This window comes from Streptomyces sp. NPDC040405, assembly GCF_055595765.1.
This window is the reverse complement of record NZ_JBVIVI010000001.1, coordinates 634548-654824: the sequence shown is the minus strand read 5'-3', so window position 1 is coordinate 654824 and position 20277 is coordinate 634548. Positions and strand designations below refer to the sequence as shown.

At 70.2% G+C, this 20277-nt stretch carries 1 protein-coding gene and 1 pseudogene; both read left to right on the top strand.

Annotation, left to right across the window (positions count from 1 at the left end):
• Positions 1–56: 56 nt before the first annotated feature.
• Positions 57–9890 (top strand): type I polyketide synthase, encoded by a 9834-nt coding sequence (locus ACZ59A_RS02850; RefSeq protein WP_470954610.1) that lies wholly within the window; start codon positions 57–59, stop codon positions 9888–9890.
• Between the two features lie 65 nt (positions 9891–9955).
• Positions 9956–20275: pseudogene (locus ACZ59A_RS02845) on the top strand (SDR family NAD(P)-dependent oxidoreductase); the annotation flags it as partial.
• Between the last annotated feature and the right edge of the window lie 2 nt (positions 20276–20277).

Genomic DNA, 20277 nt, shown 5'->3' with positions numbered 1-20277 from the left:
CAGTGATTCCCGACGCCCCGGCCTGCTGGATTCCCGCGAGGAGCTGACCTTCCATGGTGGACAACACGAAGTACCGCGACTACCTCAACAAGGCTGTCGCCACCGCGCGTCAGGCCACTCGGCGGCTGCGCGAGGTCGAGGAAAAGGCGTGGGAACCCATCGCGATCGTCGGCATGGCCTGTCGTCTGCCGGGCGGGGTGACCTCTCCCGAGGACCTGTGGCGGCTGGTGTCCGAGAGCGTCGACGCCATCTCGGAGTTCCCCGCGGACCGCGGCTGGGACGTGGCGGGGATGTACGACCCGGACCCCGACGTGCCCGGGAAGTCCTACGTGCGCGAGGGCGGCTTCATCGAGGACGCCACCGGGTTCGACGCGGCGTTCTTCGGGCTCTCCCCTCGTGAGGCCCTCGCCATGGACCCGCAGCAGCGGATGCTGCTGGAGACCTCATGGGAGGTCTTCGAACGGGCCGGTATCGCACCGGCCTCCCTGCGCGGCCGGAACATCGGCTTTTACACCGGGCTGATGCACCACGACTACGCCCCCCGGGTGCATGAGGTTCCCGAGGACCTGGAGGCGTACCTCGGGCGGGGCAGCGCGGGCAGCTTCGCCTCGGGCCGGGTGTCGTACACCCTGGGCCTCGAAGGCCCGTCGGTGACGGTGGACACCGCCTGCTCGTCGTCGCTGGTGGCCATTCACCTCGCCGTGCAGTCGCTGCGCTCCGGCGAATCGGAGATGGCGCTCGCCGGTGGCGCGGCCGTCATGTCCGACAGCCAGATGTTCGTGGAGTTCTCCCGCCAGCGCGGGCTCTCCCCGGACGGCCGGTGCAGGGCGTTCGCGGCGGGCGCCAACGGCACCGGCTTCTCCGAGGGCGTGGGGCTGCTGCTGCTGGAGCGGCTGTCGGACGCGCGGCGTCATGGCCACGAGGTGCTGGCCGTGGTGCGGGGTTCCGCGGTGAATCAGGATGGTGCGTCGAATGGTTTGACGGCGCCGAATGGTCCGGCACAGCAGCGGGTGATCCGGCAGGCGTTGGCGAACGCGCGGTTGTCGGCGGTGGATGTCGATGTGGTGGAGGCGCACGGTACGGGTACGTCGCTGGGCGACCCGATCGAGGCGCAGGCGCTGCTGGCGACGTACGGGCAGGAGCGCGCCGAGGACCGTCCCCTGTGGCTGGGATCCCTGAAGTCCAACATCGGCCACGCCCAGTCGGCCGCCGGTGTGGCCGGGGTCATCAAGATGGTCGAGGCCATGCGGCACGGGGTGCTGCCGAAGACACTCCACGTGGACGAGCCGACACCGGAAGTGGACTGGTCCGCGGGCGCGGTGGAGCTGCTGACCGAGGCCCGCGAGTGGCCCCGGCGCGATGAGCCGCGCCGCGTCGGCGTCTCCTCCTTCGGGCTGAGCGGCACCAACGCCCATGTGATTCTCGAAGGGGTGGAGAGCGAGGCCGTGGAGCGGGCCCCGGCGCCGGAGGGTGTGGTGCCGCTGGTGCTGTCCGCGAAGTCGCCGGAGGCGCTGAGCGCGCAGGCGGAGCGGCTGGCGTCCTTCGTGGGGAGCAACCCCGAGGTCGAGCTGCGCGATGTGGGCGCGTCTCTGGTGGGGCGTTCGGACTTTGAGTGTCGTGGTGTGGTGGTGGCGGACTCTCGTAGTGACGCCCTGTCCGGGCTGCTGGGGTTGTCGGGTGGGAGCGGCGGTGGTGCGGGTGCTGGTGCTGGTGATGTGGTGTTCGTGTTCCCCGGGCAGGGGGCGCAGTGGGTGGGGATGGCCAGCGAACTGATCGCCTCGTCCCAGGTGTTCGCGGAGCACATGACCGCGTGTGAAGAGGCGCTGGCGCCCTTCGTGGACTGGTCGCTCCGCGACGCGCTGGGCGATGAGGCCCTGTTGGAGCGGGTGGATGTGGTCCAGCCGGTTCTGTGGGCGGTGATGGTGTCGCTGGCCGGGCTGTGGCGTTCGTTCGGCGTGGTGCCGGGATGTGTGGTGGGGCATTCCCAGGGGGAGATCGCGGCGGCGTGTGTGGCGGGTGGGCTGTCGTTGGAGGACGGTGCCTTGGTGGTGGCGCGGCGGAGCCAGGTGATCGCTTCGCGGCTGGCCGGTGGTGGGGGCATGGCGTCGGTGGCGCTGCCGGTGGACGTGGTGGCGGGCCGGCTGGGCGAGGGGCTGTCGGTGGCGGCGGTCAACGGTCCGTCGTCCACGGTGGTGGCCGGTGAGGTCGGTGCGCTGGACGCGCTGATGGAGGCCCTGGAGTCGGAGGGGGTGCGGGTTCGCCGGGTGCCGGTGGATTACGCCTCGCACTCGGCCCAGGTGGAGCAGATCGAGGCGGAGTTGCTGGAGGTGCTGGGCTCGGTGCGCCCGGTCTCCTCGGCTATTCCGTTCCACTCGACGGTGACCGGTGAGGTGCTGGACACCGCCGGTCTGGACGCCGCGTACTGGTACCGGAATCTGCGCCGGACGGTGCTGCTGGACGAGGTCACCGGGCAGCTGCTGGACCGTGGCCAGCGGGTGTTTGTCGAGATGAGCCCGCATCCCGTGCTCGGGTTCGTGCTGGGCGAGTCCATGGACGCGGCAGGCGTCGATGGCGTCGTCGTGGGTTCGCTGCGGCGTGACGAGGGCGGGCTGCGACGTTTCCTGTCCTCGGTGGGTGAGGCGTACGCGGCGGGTGTGGACGTGGACTGGACGGCCGCGTTCGACCAGGACGGTACCCGGCATGTCACCCTGCCCACCTACCCCTTCCAGCACCAGCGCTACTGGCTGGACGCGGGGGACAAGCCCATGCGGGCGGCCGACCCGGCCGACGCGGTGTTCTGGGCCGCCATCGACTCCGGAGACACCGGCTCGCTCGCCGACGACCTGCAACTGGACGTCTCGGTGCTGGACCAGGTGGTGCCCGCGCTGTCGTCCTGGCGGCGCCGACAGCACGAACAGTCCGTTGTCGACGGATGGCTCTACCGCCTCGACTGGGAGCGCGTGAACTCCGGCCCCCACACGGCCTCCGGCACCTGGCTCGTGGTGCTCGGCGCCGAGCCGGGCACACTCACCGACGCGATCCTCGACGGCCTCACCGAGCGCGGCGTACGCATCCTCCGCATCGAGGCCGACGACCGCGAGCGCGAGCAGCTCGCCGAACTGCTGCCCGACGAGCCGGTGGCCGGTGTCCTGTCCCTCCTGGCTCTCGACGACCGCCCCCACCCCGTCCACTCCACCTGGTCACGGGGCGCGATCAACACCGTCACCCTGGTGCAGGCACTCGGCGACGCGGGAATCACCGCCCCCCTCTGGGCGGTCACCTCCGGCGGCGTCGCGGTGGCCGACTCCGCCGAGCTGACCAGCGAACTCCAGCACATGATGTGGGGGGTCGGCACCGTACTGGCACTCGACCACCCGGACACCTGGGGCGGTCTGGTCGACCTGCCCGCCGACGCCGACGGCCGCACGATCGGCCTGCTCTGCGCGGCGCTGGCGGCGGCGGACGGCGAGGACCAGCTCGCCATCCGTACCGACGGCCTCTATGCCCGACGTATGCTGCGCGCGCCCCTGGACGGCCCGCCCGCCACCCCCTGGACACCGGCCGGGACCGTACTGATCACCGGTGGCACCGGCGGCACCGGCGCACATGTGGCCCGGTGGCTGGCCGAGCGGGGCGCCACGCATCTGATCCTCACCAGCCGCCGGGGGGACGACGCCCCGGGCGCCGCCGATCTCCGCGCCGAGCTGGAAGAACGGGGCGCACAGGTCACCATCGCCGCCTGCGACGTCGCCGACCGGGACGCCGTCGCCGGGCTGCTCGACCTCGTCCCCGACGAACACCCCCTGACCGCCGTACTGCACCTCGCCGGGGCGAACCAGACCGAGGCGCCCCTGTCCGAACTCGACGTGGAGCGGTTCGTCGAGATGGGCAACGCCAAGATCGCCGGGGCCAGGAACCTTGACGAGGTGCTGACCGATCACGAACTGGACGCGTTCGTGCTCTTCTCCTCCGGCGCCACCGCCTGGGGCAGTTCCGGCCTCACCTCGTACGCCGGTGCCAACGCCTACCTCGACGCCCTGGCCCAGCGCCGCCGCGCCCGAGGCCGCACCGCCACCTCGATCGCCTGGGGCGCCTGGGCGGGCGGTGGCATGGTGGACGAGTCGATGGCCGCCGAGATGACCCGGCTCGGCGTCACCCTCATGGCCCCGCACCTCGCCGTCACCGCACTGGCACGGGCGGTCGAGCACGACCGGGCACACCTGGTCGTCGCCGGAATGGACTGGAGCCGCTTCGCGCCGACGTTCACCATGGCGCGGCCGCGGCCGCTGCTGCGCGGCCTCCCGGAGGTCACCGACCTGCTGGCCGCCACCAGCGAGGACGCGACGGACGGCACCGCCTCCGCGCTCCGCGCCCGGCTGCTGGAGCTGTCCGGCGCCGAGCAGCGCCGGACCCTGACGGACCTGGTGCGCGGGGAGGCGGGTTCCGTACTGGGACACGCGGACCGCGAGACCGTGGCGGCGGCACGGGCGTTCAAGGAGATCGGGTTCGACTCGGTCACGGCGGTGGAACTGCGCAACCGCCTGATGGCCGCCACCCGATTGCGACTCCCGGCCACCCTGGTCTTCGACTACCCCAACCCGGTGGCGCTGGCGGACCATCTGCGCACCGAACTCCTCGGCGACCAGGCAACGGAGGTTGCCGCTGCCCCTGCGGATACCGTGGCCGAGCCGGGCTCGTCCGCCGCCCACGACCCCATCGCGATCGTGGCGATGAGCTGCCGACTGCCCGGCGGGGTGCGGTCCCCGGAGGAGCTGTGGGACCTGCTGTCCGAGGGGCGCGAAGCGGTCTGCGACTTCCCGACCGACCGGGGCTGGGACCTGGAGAATCTGTTCTCCGACGCCCCGGACGCCGCAGGCACGTCGTATGTGCGTCGCGGCGGATTCCTGCACGACGTCGCGGCCTTCGACGCCGGATTCTTCGGCATCAACCCGCGTGAGGCGCTGGCGATGGACCCCCAGCAGCGGCTGCTGCTGGAAACCTCGTGGGAGGTCTTCGAACGGGCCGGAATCGACCCGACGTCCCTGCGTGGCAAGGACGTGGGCGTGTTCACCGGCATGGGATCGCAGGACTACACCCCGCGCCTCGGCGGCGGCGCCGAGGGCACCGAGGGCTACGCGCTGACCGGCAGCGCGGGGAGCGTCGCCTCCGGGCGCATCTCCTACACGCTGGGGCTCGAAGGGCCCGCGCTCACCATCGACACGGCATGCTCGTCGTCCTTGGTGGCGCTGCACTCCGCGACCCAGGCCCTGCGCAGCGGCGAATGCTCGCTGGCGCTGGCCGGTGGCGTCGCGGTGATGTCCACGCCGGGCGTGTTCGTGGAGTTCTCCCGGCAGCGCGGCCTGGCGGCGGACGGCCGCTGCAAGGCGTTCGCGGAGGCCGCCGACGGCACGGGGTGGTCCGAGGGTGTCGGTCTGCTGCTGCTGGAGCGGTTGTCGGACGCGCGGGCGAACGGCCACCAGGTGCTTGCGGTGGTGCGGGGCAGTGCGGTGAATCAGGACGGTGCGTCGAATGGTCTGACGGCGCCGAACGGTCCGTCGCAGCAGCGGGTGATCCGGCAGGCCCTCGCCAACGCGGGTGTCTCGTCCGCCGATGTCGACGCGGTGGAGGCGCACGGTACGGGTACGTCGCTGGGGGACCCGATCGAGGCGCAGGCGCTGCTGGCCACGTACGGCCAGGAACGCCCGGCCGACCGGCCCCTGTGGCTGGGAGCCCTGAAATCCAACATCGGCCACACCGGGGCCACGGCGGGTGTCGCCGGGATCATCAAGATGGTCGAGGCGATGCGGCGGGGCGTGCTGCCGAAGACGCTGCACGTGGACGCGCCGACGTCGAAGGTGGATTGGTCGGCGGGCGCGGTCGAGCTGCTGACGGAGGCGCGCGAGTGGCCGGAGGCGAACCGCCCGAGGCGTGCGGGCGTGTCGGCATTCGGCATCGGCGGGACGAACGCGCATGTGGTGCTGGAGCAGGTGGTGGAGGAGCCTGCGGTTGAGGGTGTCGCTTTCGGTGGTGTGGTGCCGTTGGTGGTGTCGGGGAAGTCGGCTGAGGGCCTGCAGGCGCAGGCGGAGCGGCTGGCGGCCTACCTGGGCGATCACGACGCGGTGAGCCTGGCCGACGTGGCCTACTCGCTGGCGACGTCGCGGGCGCATTTTGATCACCGTGCGGTGGTGGTGGCGGATTCTGCTGATGCGGCGCGGGATGCGCTGGCCTCGGTGCGTGGTGAGGAGGTGGCTTCGGGCCGGTTGGGGGTTGTTTTCACCGGTCAGGGGTCGCAGCGGGTTGGTATGGGGCGTGAGCTGTACGCGGCCTATCCGGTCTTCGCGGAGGCGTTCGATGCGGTGTGCGCGGCCCTGGATGTTCCTCTCGGGCGGTCGTTGAAGGAGATCGTCTTCGGCGAGTCCGAGCTACTGGACCAGACGGGGTTTGCGCAGCCTGCGCTGTTCGCTGTCGAGGTGGCGCTGTTCCGGCTGGTGGAGTCGTGGGGCGTGCGACCTGACTACGTCGCGGGGCATTCGATCGGTGAGGTTGTGGCCGCGTATGTGGCGGGTGTGTGGTCGTTGGAGGATGCGGCGGCGTTGGTGGTGGCCCGTGGTCGCCTGATGCAGGCCCTTCCGGCGGGCGGCGTGATGGTGGCCGTGGAAGCCAGCGAGGACGAGGTCGCCCCGCTGCTGACCGACGGCGTGAGCATCGCGGCCATCAACGGACCGACGTCTCTGGTGCTCTCCGGAGCTGAAGATGCAGTCTCGGCGGTGACGGAGCGCTTTGAGGGTCGTCGGGTCAAGAAGCTGCGGGTGTCGCATGCCTTCCACTCGCCGCTCATGGACGCGATGTTGGACGACTTCCGTCAGGTCGCGGCCGGTCTGTCCTACAGCCAGCCGCGCCTTCCGGTGGTGTCGAACCTGACGGGCGAACTGGCTGACCCTGCGCGGCTGTGCTCCCCGGAGTACTGGGTCGAGCATGTACGTGGCACGGTGCGCTTTGCGGACGGGGTGGAGGCTCTGCGGGCGCAGGGGGTGGCCACGTTCCTGGAGCTGGGTCCGGATGGTGTTCTGACCGCGATGGTGGGGCAGGACGGTGTGCCGACCCTGCGCCGGGATGTGGCCGACGAGGCCCGCGCGCTGCTCACCGCCATCGGGCGGCTGCACGTCCGGGGGGTCGAGGTCGACTGGGAGCAGGTGTTCGCGGGCACGGGCGCGCACCGCGTCGATTTGCCGACGTACGCCTTCCAGCAGGAGAAGTTCTGGCTGGCCGCGAGCACACCGGCCATGAGCGACGTATCGATGGATCATCCGCTGCTCAGCGCCGTGGTGGCCGTTCCGGACACGGGCGGTGTGCTGTGCACCGGACGGTTGTCGTTGGCCGCGCAGCCGTGGCTCGCCGATCATGTGGTGTCGGGCGTGCCCGTCGTACCCGGGTCGGCGCTGGTCGAGCTGGCGCTTCGGGCGGGTGACGAGGTCGGCGCGGGCTCCCTGTCGGAGCTGGTGAGCGAGGCGCCGCTCGTGCTGCCGGAAACGGGCTCGGTACGGGTACAGGTCTCGGTGGGCGCCTCGGACGACACCGGTCGGCGACCGGTGGACATCTACTCCAGGCCCGAGAAGGGCGAGGCGCCCTGGACCCGTCATGCGACCGGGACGCTGGCGGCCGCCGAGGCGAACCCGCCGACGAACGTGGACGTATGGCCTCCGGCCGACGCGGAGCCCGCCCCGGTGGAAGCCCTCTCCGGAGAGCTGCGTCAGGTGTGGACTCGCGGCACCGATGTCTTCGCCGACATCGGACTCGGCGAGCAGCACACCGCCACTGCCGGGCATTTCGGCATCCACCCGGCGCTTCTGGAGTTCGCGGCACAGGCTGCCGGGCTTCCGGGCCGGGCCGCCGAGTGGCGTGGCGTAACCCTGCACGCCACGGGCGCGTCGGAGGTGCGGGTGCGGCTCGTGTCCACCGGCCCCGCGTCGCTGTCGGTGGAGATCGCTGATGGCGAGGGCGCGCCGGTCGCGTCGGTGGACTCGCTCGTGCTGCGGCCGATCGCGGACGAGGAACTGAGGGCGACGGCCGGACAGGACGCGCTGTTCCACGTCGAGTGGTCCCCAGTGGCGATACGGCCCGAGGGCGATCGGGTCGGCACCGCCGGTTCCGTCGCCTTGGGGGAGGTGACGTCGCTGGAGGCGATGTCGTCCGAGGACGGGGCCGAGGGCGCCCACGCGCTTGTCGCACAGGTGCTCACCGGACTGCAGGCATTCCTCGCCTCGTCCGCCACGCACCCCCTGGTCGTGGTGACGCGGGGCGCGGTCGGGGTGTCCGGCGACGCGGAGGTCACCGACCCGGCGGGTGCCGCGGTGTGGGGTCTGGTGCGCTCGGCGCAGGCGGAGAACCCGGGCCGCGTGGTGGTGCTGGATGTGGACCGGGATGAGCCGTCCGATGAGCTGATCGCGACCGTGGTGGCCTCGGGCGAGCCGCAGGTGGCGGTGCGGGCGGGGAACGTCTACGCGCCGCGGCTGGCTCGGCACTCCACGACGTCCGCCCAGGCGGGTGCGGAGCGGGCGCTGAACCCCGAGGGCACGGTGCTGATCACCGGTGGCACCGGAACGCTCGGTGGCGTGGTCGCCCGTCACCTGGTGTCCGCCCACGGCGTCCGCCATCTGGTGCTCACCAGCCGCCGTGGACCGGCGGCGGCAGGTGCCGAAGAACTGAAGACCGAGCTGGAAGGGCTCGGGGCGAGCGTCGCACTGGTCGCGTGCGACGTGGCGGATCGCGATGCCCTGCGTACGGTGCTGGACGCCGTACCCGAGGACAGGCCGCTGACCGGAGTGGTGCATACGGCCGGTGTGCTCGATGACGGGGTGATCGCGAGCCTGACCCCGGACCGGCTGGGCGGGGTGTTCCGGCCGAAGGTCGATGCGGCCCTGGTGTTGCACGAGCTGACCGCCGATCTGGGCCTGGACGCGTTCGTCCTGTATTCGTCCGCGTCCGGAATGATCGGTGGTCCGGGGCAGGGCAACTACTCGGCGGCGAACGCCTTCCTGGACGCGTTCGCGCAGTGGCGGCGGGCGCAGGGGCTGCCCGCGGTGTCCCTGGCATGGGGGCAGTGGGCCGAATCCAGCGCCATGACGGGGAAGTTGAGCGACGCGGATCTGGCCCGGTTGAGCCGCGCCGGTATCGAACCGCTGTCTTCGGAAGAGGGCATGGACCTGTTCGACGTCGGTCTGCGTGGCGAGCACGCGGTGCTGGCGCCGGTGAAGTTCGACATCGCCTCCCTGACGGAACAGGCGGGGGCAGACCTGCTCCCGCCGATGCTGCGGGGGCTGGTGCGCCGGCCTCGCCGCACCGCGGGCGTGCCTGCGGCGGCCGGTGGGATCCCCGCTGCCGGTGGCTCGCTGGCCGACCGTCTGGCGTCGATGCCGGAACCGGAGCAGCGGCGCACCCTGGTGGAGCTGGTACGTGGCGACGCTGCGACCGTCCTCGGCCGACCGGGCAAGGACGTCATCGCGCCGGACCGCGCCTTCAAGGACATCGGGTTCGACTCCCTCACCGGCGTGGAGCTGCGCAACCGGCTCACGGCTGCCACCGGGCTGACACTGCCCGCCTCCGCGGTGTTCGACCACCCGACGCCTGCCGCTCTTGCCGGGTATCTGCTGGACCAGTTGGTCACTCCCGAGGTGTCCGTGCTGTCCGAACTCGACCGTCTGGAAGCGGCGTTCGGATCCACGGCCCTGGAGGACACGGTGAAAACACAGGTGGTCAAGCGCCTCCAGGCGCTGGCCACCAGGTGGGCGTCGGCCGACGGCGCCTTCGAGGCCGACGAGGAGTTCGACTTCGACTCGGCTTCCGACGACGAGCTCTTCGACTTCGCCGAGAGCGAGCTCGGCTCCTCGTGACCGTCGGCACCACCGCCCGAACCTCCTGAGGGGGAGAACCTTCCATGACGACGAACGACGACAAGCTCCGCGGTTACCTCAAGCGTGCGCTCGCCGACCTTTCCCAGGCCCATACGCGGCTGCGTGAGATCGAGTCCGAGAAGACGGACCCGATCGCGATCGTCGCCATGAGCTGCCGTCTGCCGGGCGGGGTGGCATCGCCCGAGGACCTGTGGGAGCTCGTCGCCGGTGGCACCGATGGCATCAGCCCCTTCCCGTCCGACCGGGGCTGGGACCTGGAGAGCATCTACGACCCGGACCCCGAGCGCTCCGGGAAGTCGTACGTCAGGGAAGGCGGCTTCGTCGCCGACGCGGCCGACTTCGACGCGGCCTTCTTCGGCATCAGCCCGCGCGAGGCGCAGGCGATGGATCCGCAGCAGCGGCTGCTGCTGGAGGCGTCCTGGGAGGTCTTCGAGCGGGCTGGCATCGACCCGGCCACATTGCGCGGACGCAGCGTGGGCGTGTTCGCCGGAGCCAAGCCGCAGGACTACATCCCCAGCCTGGAGGACGGCGAGGACGGCGCCGAGGGCTATGCGCTCACGGGCAGCGCGGGCGCCGTCACCTCGGGGCGCGTGGCCTACAGCTTCGGCTTCGAAGGCCCCGCGGTCACCATCGACACGGCGTGCTCCTCGGCCCTGGTGGCCATCCACCTGGCCGCGCAGGCGCTGCGCTCGGGCGAGTGCTCGCTCGCGCTGGCCGGTGGCGTCGCGGTGATGGCCTCCCCGGGTGCGTTCGTCGCGTTCTCCCGGCAGCGCGGCCTGGCGGCGGACGCCCGCTGCAAGGCGTTCGCCGACGGTGCGGACGGTACGGCGTGGGCTGAGGGTGTCGGTCTGCTGTTGTTGGAGCGGTTGTCGGATGCGCGGGCGAACGGCCACCAGGTGCTTGCGGTGGTGCGGGGCAGTGCGGTGAATCAGGATGGTGCGTCGAATGGTCTGACGGCGCCGAATGGTCCGTCGCAGCAGCGGGTGATCCGGCAGGCCCTCGCCAATGCCGGTCTCATCGGTACGGACATCGATGCGGTGGAGGCGCACGGTACGGGTACGTCGCTGGGCGACCCGATCGAGGCCCAGGCGCTGCTGGCCACGTACGGCCAAGGGCGCCCGGCCGACCGTCCCCTGTGGCTGGGCTCGTTGAAGTCCAACATCGGCCACACCCAGGCGACGGCCGGAGTCGCCAGCGTGATCAAGATGGTCGAGGCGATGCGGCGGGGTGTGCTGCCGAAGACGCTGCATGTGGATGCGCCGTCGTCGAAGGTGGATTGGTCGGCGGGTGCGGTGGAGCTGCTGGCCGAGGCCCGTGAGTGGCCGGAGGTGGATCGGCCGAGGCGTGCGGGGGTGTCGTCGTTCGGTATCAGCGGGACGAATGCGCATGTGGTGCTGGAGCAGGTGGTGGAGGAGCCTGCGGTTGAGCGTGTCGCTTTCGGTGGTGTGGTGCCGTTGGTGGTGTCGGGGAAGTCGGCGGACGCGCTGAGCGCGCAGGCGGAGCGGCTGGCGGCCTATCTGGAGGGTCGCGACGCGGTGAGCCTGGCCGACGTGGCCTACTCGCTGGCGACGTCGCGGGCGCATTTTGATCACCGTGCGGTGGTGGTGGCGGATTCTGCTGATGCGGCGCGGGATGCGCTGGCCTCGGTGCGTGGTGAGGAGGTGTCCTCCGGCCGGTTGGGTGTTGTCTTCACCGGTCAGGGGTCGCAGCGGCTTGGCATGGGGCGTGAGTTGTATGCGGCGTATCCGGTGTTCGCGGAGGCGTTCGACCAGGTGTGTGCTGCCGTGGACCTTCCTCTCGGGCGGTCGTTGAAGGAGATCGTCTTCGGGGATTCCGAGCTGCTGGATGGGACGGGGTTTGCGCAGCCTGCGTTGTTCGCGGTGGAGGTGGCGCTGTTCCGTCTGGTGGAGTCGTGGGGCGTGCGGCCCGACTTCGTCGCGGGGCATTCGATCGGCGAGGCTGTGGCCGCGTATGTGGCGGGTGTGTGGTCGTTGGAGGATGCGGCGGCGTTGGTGGTGGCGCGGGGCCAGCTGATGCAGGCGCTTCCGGCGGGCGGCGTGATGGTGGCGGTCGAGGCCAGCGAGGATGAGGTCGCCCCGCTGCTGACCGAGGGTGTGAGCATCGCGGCCATCAATGGGGCGACGTCACTGGTGCTCTCTGGGGCTGAGGACGCGGTCTTGGCGGTGGTCGGGCGTTTTGAGGGGCGTCGGGTCAAGCGGTTGCGGGTGTCGCATGCCTTCCACTCGCCGCTGATGGACGCGATGCTGGATGACTTCCGCCAGGTCGCAGCGGGTCTGTCCTACAGCGATCCGCAGTTGCCGGTGGTGTCGAACCTGACCGGTGAGCTGGCTGACCCTGCGCGGCTGTGCTCCCCGGAGTACTGGGTCGAGCATGTGCGTGGCACGGTCCGTTTTGCGGACGGGGTGGAGGCTCTGCGGGCGCAGGGGGTGGCCACGTTCCTGGAGCTGGGTCCGGATGGTGTTCTGACCGCGATGGTGGGGCAGGACGGTGTGCCGACCCTGCGCCGCGACGTGGCCGACGAGGCCCGCGCGTTGCTCACCGCCATCGGGCGGCTGCACGTGCGCGGTGTCGAGGTCGACTGGGAGCAGGTGTTCGCGGGGACGGGTGCGCGCCGCGTCGATCTGCCGACGTACGCCTTCCAGCGGCAGCGCTTCTGGCTGACGTCTGGCGTTTCGGCAGCCGATGGGGCATTGGCGGCCGAGCACCCGTTGCTCAGCACTGTCATGCCGGTGCCGGATACCGGTGGTGTGGTGTGCAGTGGTCGGTTGTCGTTGGCTGTTCAGCCGTGGCTGGCTGATCACGCGGTGTCGGGTGTGGTGTTGTTGCCCGGCGCGGCGCTGGTGGAGCTGGCGGTCCGTGCCGGGGATGAGGTCGGCGCGGAATCGCTGCGGGAGTTGGTGATCGAGGCGCCGTTGGTGGTGCCGGACACGGGCGCGGTGCGGGTACAGGTGTCGGTCGGCGGGGTTGAGGCCGATGGGGCGCGTCCGGTCGCGGTGTACTCGCGGCCCGACGATGCGGTGTCCGAGACGCCGTGGACTCGCCACGCCAGCGGTCAGCTCGCGAACGAGGTACCGGCCCCTGCCCGCTCCTTTGACGTCTGGCCGCCGGTGGGGGCCGAGGCGGTGGACGTGTCGGGTCTGTATGGGGAGTTGGCTGGGCGGGGTTATGGCTATGGGCCGGTGTTCCAGGGGTTGAGGTCGGTGTGGCGGCGCGATGGCGAGGTGTTCGCCGAGGTCGCTTTGGGTTCGGATGCGGGCGGCGAGTCGGGGTTTGGGTTGCATCCGGCGTTGCTGGATGCGGCGTTGCATGCGGGTGCGTTCGTGGAGTCGGGCGGCGGTGGTGGGGATGGGGTTTTGTTGCCGTTTGCGTGGAATGGTGTGACGTTGTATGCGGCGGGGGCGTCGGTGTTGCGGGTGCGGTTGTCGTCTGTGGGGTCTGAGGGGCTGTCGTTGGAGATCGCTGATGGTGGCGGTGTGCCGGTGGCGTCGGTGGAGTCGTTGGTGATGCGGGCTGTATCCGGTGAGCAGCTGAGGGCTGCGGCGGGGAGCGATGGGCTGTTCCGGGTGGAGTGGTCGCGGGTTGCGCTGGAGGCGCAGGCCGGTGCGGAGCCGGTTGCTGTGACGGTGGTGGGGGCCCGGTCCGGTGAGAAGGGTGCCGAGGGGGTGCACCGGCTGTGTGCCGAGGTCTTGGGGTCGTTGCAGACCTTCCTGGCCTCGACCGAGCCCGGCCGCTTGGTCGTGGTCACCGAGGGTGCTGTGGGCGTTGAGGGTGACGCTGAGGTGAGCGATCCGGCTGGTGCGGCGGTGTGGGGGTTGGTGCGTTCCGCGCAGGTGGAGAACCCCGGCCGCGTGGTGCTGGTGGATACGGACGGAGGTGAGCCGTCCGAGGAGCTGATCGCGAGCATCCTGGCCTCGGACGAGTCCCAGGTGGCGGTCCGGGCAGGCACCGCATACGCGCCACGGCTGGTGCGCACGACTGCGAAGAACGCCACGTCGGCATCCCCGCTGAACCCCGAGGGCACGGTTCTGATCACCGGGGGTACGGGGACCTTGGGCGGTGTGGTCGCCCGCCACCTCGTATCGGAGCACGGCGTACGCAACCTCGTGCTCGCCAGCCGTCGAGGCATGGCCGCGGCCGGAGCCGAGGAGCTGAACACCGAGCTGGAGCAGCTCGGGGCGAACGTCCGGGTGATCGTGTGCGATGTGGCCGACCGCGAGGATCTGAGCCATGTGCTGGCGGGTATTCCCGCGGATGCGCCGCTGACGGGTGTGGTGCATACGGCGGGTGTGCTCGATGACGGGGTGATCGCGAGCCTGACCCCGGAGCGTCTGGGTGCGGTGTTCCGGCCGAAGGTCGATGCGGCGTGGGTGCTGCATGAGCTGACCGCGGATCTGGATCTGGACGCCTTTGTGGTGTTCTCCTCTGCGTCCGGAGTGCTCGGTGGCCCGGGGCAGGGCAATTACTCGGCGGCGAACGCGTTCCTGGACGCGTTCGCGCAGTGGCGGCGGGCGCAGGGGCTGCCCGCGGTGTCCCTGGCATGGGGCCTGTGGGGCGAGACCAGCGGTATGACCAGCACGCTCGACCAGGCCGACCAGGCCCGGATGATCCGCAGTGGCATCAAGCCGCTGTCCTCCGATGAGGGCATGGCGCAGTTCGACATCGGCCTCTGCGCCGACGAGTCGACGTTGGTGCCGGTGAAGTTCGACTTCACCTCCCTTGCCCACCACGCGGAGACGGGCCAACTGGCCGCGATGCTCCGTGGGCTCGTGCGCCAGCCACGGCGCCGCACCGCCAGCTCCGGCGACACCACCACCGGCGACTCCTTGACCGGTCGGTTGTTGGGGTTGTCGCGTGAGGAGCAGGGGCGGGTGTTGGTGGATGTGGTGTGTGGTGAGGTGGCGGTGGTGTTGGGGCATGCGAGTGCCGGGAGTGTGGGGGCGCGGCAGGCGTTCAGCGATTTGGGATTTGATTCGCTGACGGCGGTGGAGTTGCGGAATCGGTTGAATGCGGTTTCTGGTTTGCGGTTGCCTGCGACGTTGATTTTTGACTATCCGTCGCCGGTGGTGTTGGCGGAGTTTTTGCGCGGGGAATTGGTGGGCGAGGTGGCGGCTGAGCCGGTGGTGGGTTCGGCTGTCGTAGGGCCGGTGTCGGATGATCCGGTGGCGATTGTGGCGATGGGCTGCCGTCTGCCGGGTGGTGTGAGTTCGCCCGAGGATCTGTGGCGGCTGGTGTCGGAGGGCCGGGATGGTATTTCCCTGTTCCCGGAGGACCGTGGCTGGGATGTGGCGAATCTTTTTGATCCGGATCCTGGCCGGGTGGGGAAGTCGTCGGTGCGTCATGGCGGGTTCTTGCATGATGCGGGTGAGTTCGATCCGGGGTTTTTCGGGATCAGTCCGCGTGAGGCGCTGGCGATGGATCCGCAGCAGCGGTTGCTGCTGGAGGTGTCGTGGGAGGTGCTGGAGCGGGCGGGTATCGACCCGACCTCGTTGCGCGGGAGCCGGACCGGAGTCTTCGCCGGAGCCATGTACCACGACTACTCCGAGGCCGTAGCCGCGGGAAGCCTGGTCTCGGGCCGCGTTTCCTATGCCCTTGGCCTCGAAGGTCCCTCTGTGACGGTGGATACGGCGTGTTCTTCGTCGTTGGTGGCATTGCATTCCGCAGTCCAGGCATTGCAGTCCGGAGAATGCTCCCTGGCATTGGCGGGCGGCGTGGCCGTCATGTCGACGCCTATCGCCTTCATTCAGTTTTCGCAGCAGCGTGGTCTTGCTCCGGATGGTCGGTGCAAGTCGTTCGCGGCTGGTGCGGACGGTACGGCGTGGGCCGAGGGTGTCGGTCTGCTGTTGCTGGAGCGGTTGTCGGATGCGCGGGCGAACGGCCACCAGGTGCTTGCCGTGGTCCGAGGCGTCGCGGTGAACCAGGACGGCGCGTCGAACGGCATCACGGCGCCGAATGGTCCGTCGCAGCAGCGTGTGATCCGGCAGGCGCTGGCGAACGCGGGTGTGTCGTCCGTCGAGGTTGATGTGGTGGAGGCGCACGGTACGGGTACGTCGCTGGGCGATCCGATCGAGGCGCAGGCGCTGTTGGCGACGTACGGCCAGGAGCGTCCGTCCGACTCACCTCTGTGGTTGGGGTCGTTGAAGTCGAATATCGGGCATGCGCAGGCTGCTGCGGGTGTGGCCGGGATTATCAAGATGGTCGAGGCGATGCGGCATGGTGTGCTGCCGAAGACGCTGCATGTGGATGCCCCTTCGCCGCAGGTGGATTGGTCTGCGGGTGCGGTGGAGCTGCTGACCGAGGCGCGTGAGTGGCCGGAGACGGATCGGCCGCGCCGGGCGGCGGTGTCGTCGTTCGGTATCAGCGGGACGAACGCGCATGTGGTGCTGGAGCAGGTGGTGGAGGAGCCTGCCGTCGAGCGTGTGGTGTCCGGTGGTGTGGTGCCGCTGGTGGTGCCGTTGGTGGTGTCGGGGAAGTCGGCTGAGGGCTTGCAGGCGCAGGCGGAGCGGATGGCGGCCTACCTGGGCGATCACGACACGGTGAGTCTGGCGGATGTGGCGTTCTCGTTGGCGACGTCGCGGGCGCATTTTGATCACCGTGCGGTGGTGGTGGCGGACTCTGCCGACGCGGCGCGGGATGCGCTGGCCTCGGTGCGCGGTGAGGAGGTGTCCTCCGGCCGGTTGGGGGTTGTCTTCACCGGTCAGGGGTCGCAGCGGGTGGGTATGGGGCGTGAGCTGTATGCGGCGTATCCGGTGTTCGCGGAGGCGTTCGACCAGGTGTGTGCTGCCGTGGACCTTCCTCTCGGGCGGTCGTTGAAGGAGATCGTCTTCGGGGATTCCGAGCTGCTGGACGAGACGGGGTTTGCGCAGCCTGCGTTGTTCGCGGTGGAGGTGGCGCTGTTCCGTCTGGTGGAGTCGTGGGGCGTGCGGCCCGATTACGTGGCGGGACACTCCATCGGCGAGGTCGTGGCCGCGTATGTGGCGGGTGTGTGGTCCCTGGAGGACGCGGCGGCGTTGGTGGTGGCCCGGGGTCGCCTGATGCAGGGGCTTCCGGCGGGCGGCGTGATGGTGGCGGTCGAGGCTGCCGAGGACGAGGTCACCCCGCTGTTGACCGACGGCGAGAGCATCGCGGCCATCAACGGACCGACGTCGCTGGTGGTGTCCGGCGGTGAGGACGGGGTGCTGCGCATCGCGGCCGAGCTGCAATCAAGGGGTCGTCGGGTCAAGCGGTTGCGGGTGTCGCATGCCTTCCACTCGCCGCTCATGGACGAGATGCTGGACGACTTCCGCCAGGTCGCGGCCGGTCTGAGCTACAGCCAGCCGAGCCTTCCGGTGGTGTCGAACCTGACGGGTGAGCTGGCTGATCCTGCGCGGTTGTGTTCGCCGGAGTACTGGGTCGAGCACGTGCGTGGCACGGTCCGCTTCGCCGACGGGGTGGAGGTGCTGCGGAAGCAGGGGGTGGCCACGTTCCTGGAGCTGGGTCCGGATGGTGTTCTGACCGCGATGGTGGGGCAGGACGGTGTGCCGACCCTGCGCCGCGATGTGGCCGATGAGCCCCGCGCGCTGCTCACCGCCGTTGGGCGGCTGCACGTCCGGGGGGTCGAGGTCGCCTGGGAGCAGGTGTTCGCGGGCACGGGCGCACACCGCATTGACCTCCCGACGTACGCCTTCCAACGGCAGCGCTACTGGCTGATCCCGGACGAATCTGCGGGCGACCTTGCGCTGTCGGTGGGCCATCCACTGCTCAGCTCCGTCGTGAGTGTTCCCGACTCCGGTGGTGTGGTGTGCAGTGGTCGGTTGTCGTTGGCTGTGCAGCCGTGGCTGGCTGATCACGCGGTGTCGGGTGTGGTGCTGTTGCCCGGTGCGGCGTTGGTGGAGCTGGCGGTCCGTGCTGGGGATGAGGTGGGCGCGGGGTCGTTGCGGGAGTTGGTGATCGAGGCGCCGTTGGTGGTGCCGGACACGGGTGCGGTGCGGGTGCAGGTGTCGGTCGGCGGGGTTGAGGCCGATGGGGCGCGTTCGGTCGCCGTGTACTCGCGGGCCGAGGGGCCTGGGACTGATGGGGCATGGACTCGGCACGCTCGCGGTGTGTTGGGCGATGAGCGCCCGGCTGCCGGGTTTGGCTTTGAGGTCTGGCCGCCGGTGGGGGCCGAGGCGGTGGACGTGTCGGGCCTGTATGGGGAGCTGGCTGCGCGGGGTTATGGCTATGGGCCGGTGTTCCAGGGGTTGAGGTCGGTGTGGCGGCGCGATGGCGAGGTGTTCGCCGAGGTCGCTTTGGGTTCGGATGCGGGCGGCGAGTCGGGGTTTGGGTTGCATCCGGCGTTGCTGGATGCGGCGTTGCACGCGGGTGCGTTCGTCAAGCCGGACGACGACGGGGTGTTGTTGCCGTTTGCGTGGAACGGGGTGACGTTGCATGCGGCGGGGGCGTCGGTGTTGCGGGTGCGGTTGTCGTCTGTGGGGTCTGAGGGGCTGTCGTTGGAGATCGCTGATGGTGGCGGTGTGCCGGTGGCGTCGGTGGAGTCGTTGGTGATGCGGGCTGTATCCGGTGAGCAGCTGAGGGCTGCGGCGGGGAGCGATGGGCTGTTCCGGGTGGAGTGGTCGCGGGTTGCGCTGGAGGCGCAGGCCGGTGCGGAGCCGGTTGCTGTGACGGTGGTGGGGGCCCGGTCCGGTGAGAAGGGTGCCGAGGGAGTGCACCGGCTGTGTGCCGAGGTCTTGGGGTCGTTGCAGACCTTCCTGGCCTCGACCGAGCCCGGCCGCTTGGTCGTGGTCACCGAGGGTGCTGTGGGCGTTGAGGGTGACGCCGAGGTGAGCGATCCGGCTGGTGCGGCGGTGTGGGGGTTGGTGCGCTCAGCGCAGGTGGAGAACCCCGGCCGCGTGGTGCTGGTGGATGTGGACGGAGGCGAGCCGTCCGAGGAGCTGATCGCGAGCATCCTGGCCTCGGACGAGTCCCAGGTCGCGGTCCGCGCAGGCACCGCATACGCGCCACGACTCGTGGCAACCTCTGCCTCTCCCCAGCAGGAAACGTCGCCCGCCTTCGACTCCGAAGGCACGGTGTTGATCACTGGGGGAACCGGAACGCTCGGCGGAGCGATTGCGCGGCATGTGGTGTCGACACACGGTGTGCGGAGCCTGGTGCTGACCAGCCGCCGAGGAGCGGCGGCGGACGGTGCGCAGGAGCTGCGGACCGAGTTGGAGGCCCTTGGCGCCCGGGTCGACATCATGGCCTGCGATGTGGCCGATCGTGCCTCCCTGCGCGAGCTGCTGGCGGGCATTCCCGCGGATGCGCCGCTGACGGGTGTGGTGCATACGGCGGGTGTGCTCGATGACGGGGTGATCGCGAGCCTGACCCCGGAGCGTCTGGGCGCGGTGTTCCGGCCGAAGGTCGATGCGGCGTGGGTGCTGCATGAGCTGACCGCGGATCTGGATCTGGACGCCTTCGTGGTGTTCTCCTCCGCGTCCGGAGTGCTCGGCAGTCCGGGGCAGGGCAACTACTCGGCGGCGAACGCCTTCTTGGACGCATTCGCGCAGTGGCGGCGGGCGCAGGGGCTGCCCGCCGTGTCCCTGGCATGGGGCCTGTGGGGCGAGATCAGCGGTATGACCAACTCGCTGGACCAGGCCGACCAGGCCCGCATGAATCGCGGCGGAGTGCAGCCGCTGTCCACCGAAGAAGGCATGACGTCGTTCGACGCCGGTCTGCGCGCTGAGGAACCGGTGTTGGTTCCGCTGAAGTTCGACTTCATCAGCTTGGCGGAACAGGCGCGGGCCGGACAGCTGCCGCTCATGTTGAGCGGGCTGGTGCGTCAGCCACGCCGTGCCGCCGCCGGTGGCGGTGTCCCGACGGGTGAGCCCCTGGCGGACCGGCTGACGGCGCTGCCCGTCGAGAAGCAGACGGCACTGCTGCTGGAGCTGGTGTGCGGAGAGATCGCCGTGGTGCTGGGGCACGCCGATGCGACGAATATCGCGGCGGGGCAGGCATTCAGCGAACTCGGCTTCGATTCGCTCACCGCCGTGGAGCTGCGTAATCGCCTGGCCAGCACGACGGGAATTCGGCTGCCCGCCACGCTGATCTTCGACTATCCCTCGCCTGCGGTTCTCACCGAGCACCTGCGAACGGAACTGGTGCCGGAGGCGGGTATAAGTGACATTTCCGAAGTGGATGAGGCCGGACTGCGCCGTGTGCTGGCGACCGTGCCGCTCCAGCGATTCCAGGATCTGGGGGTGCTGGAAAAGCTGGTGGAGCTGATGAACTCCGGGGCGACGGCACCTCAAATCCGAGAGAGCCAATCGCATCTCATCGCAGACATGGACGTCGACAGCCTTATCGAACGGGCGATGGGCACCACCAACAACTGACC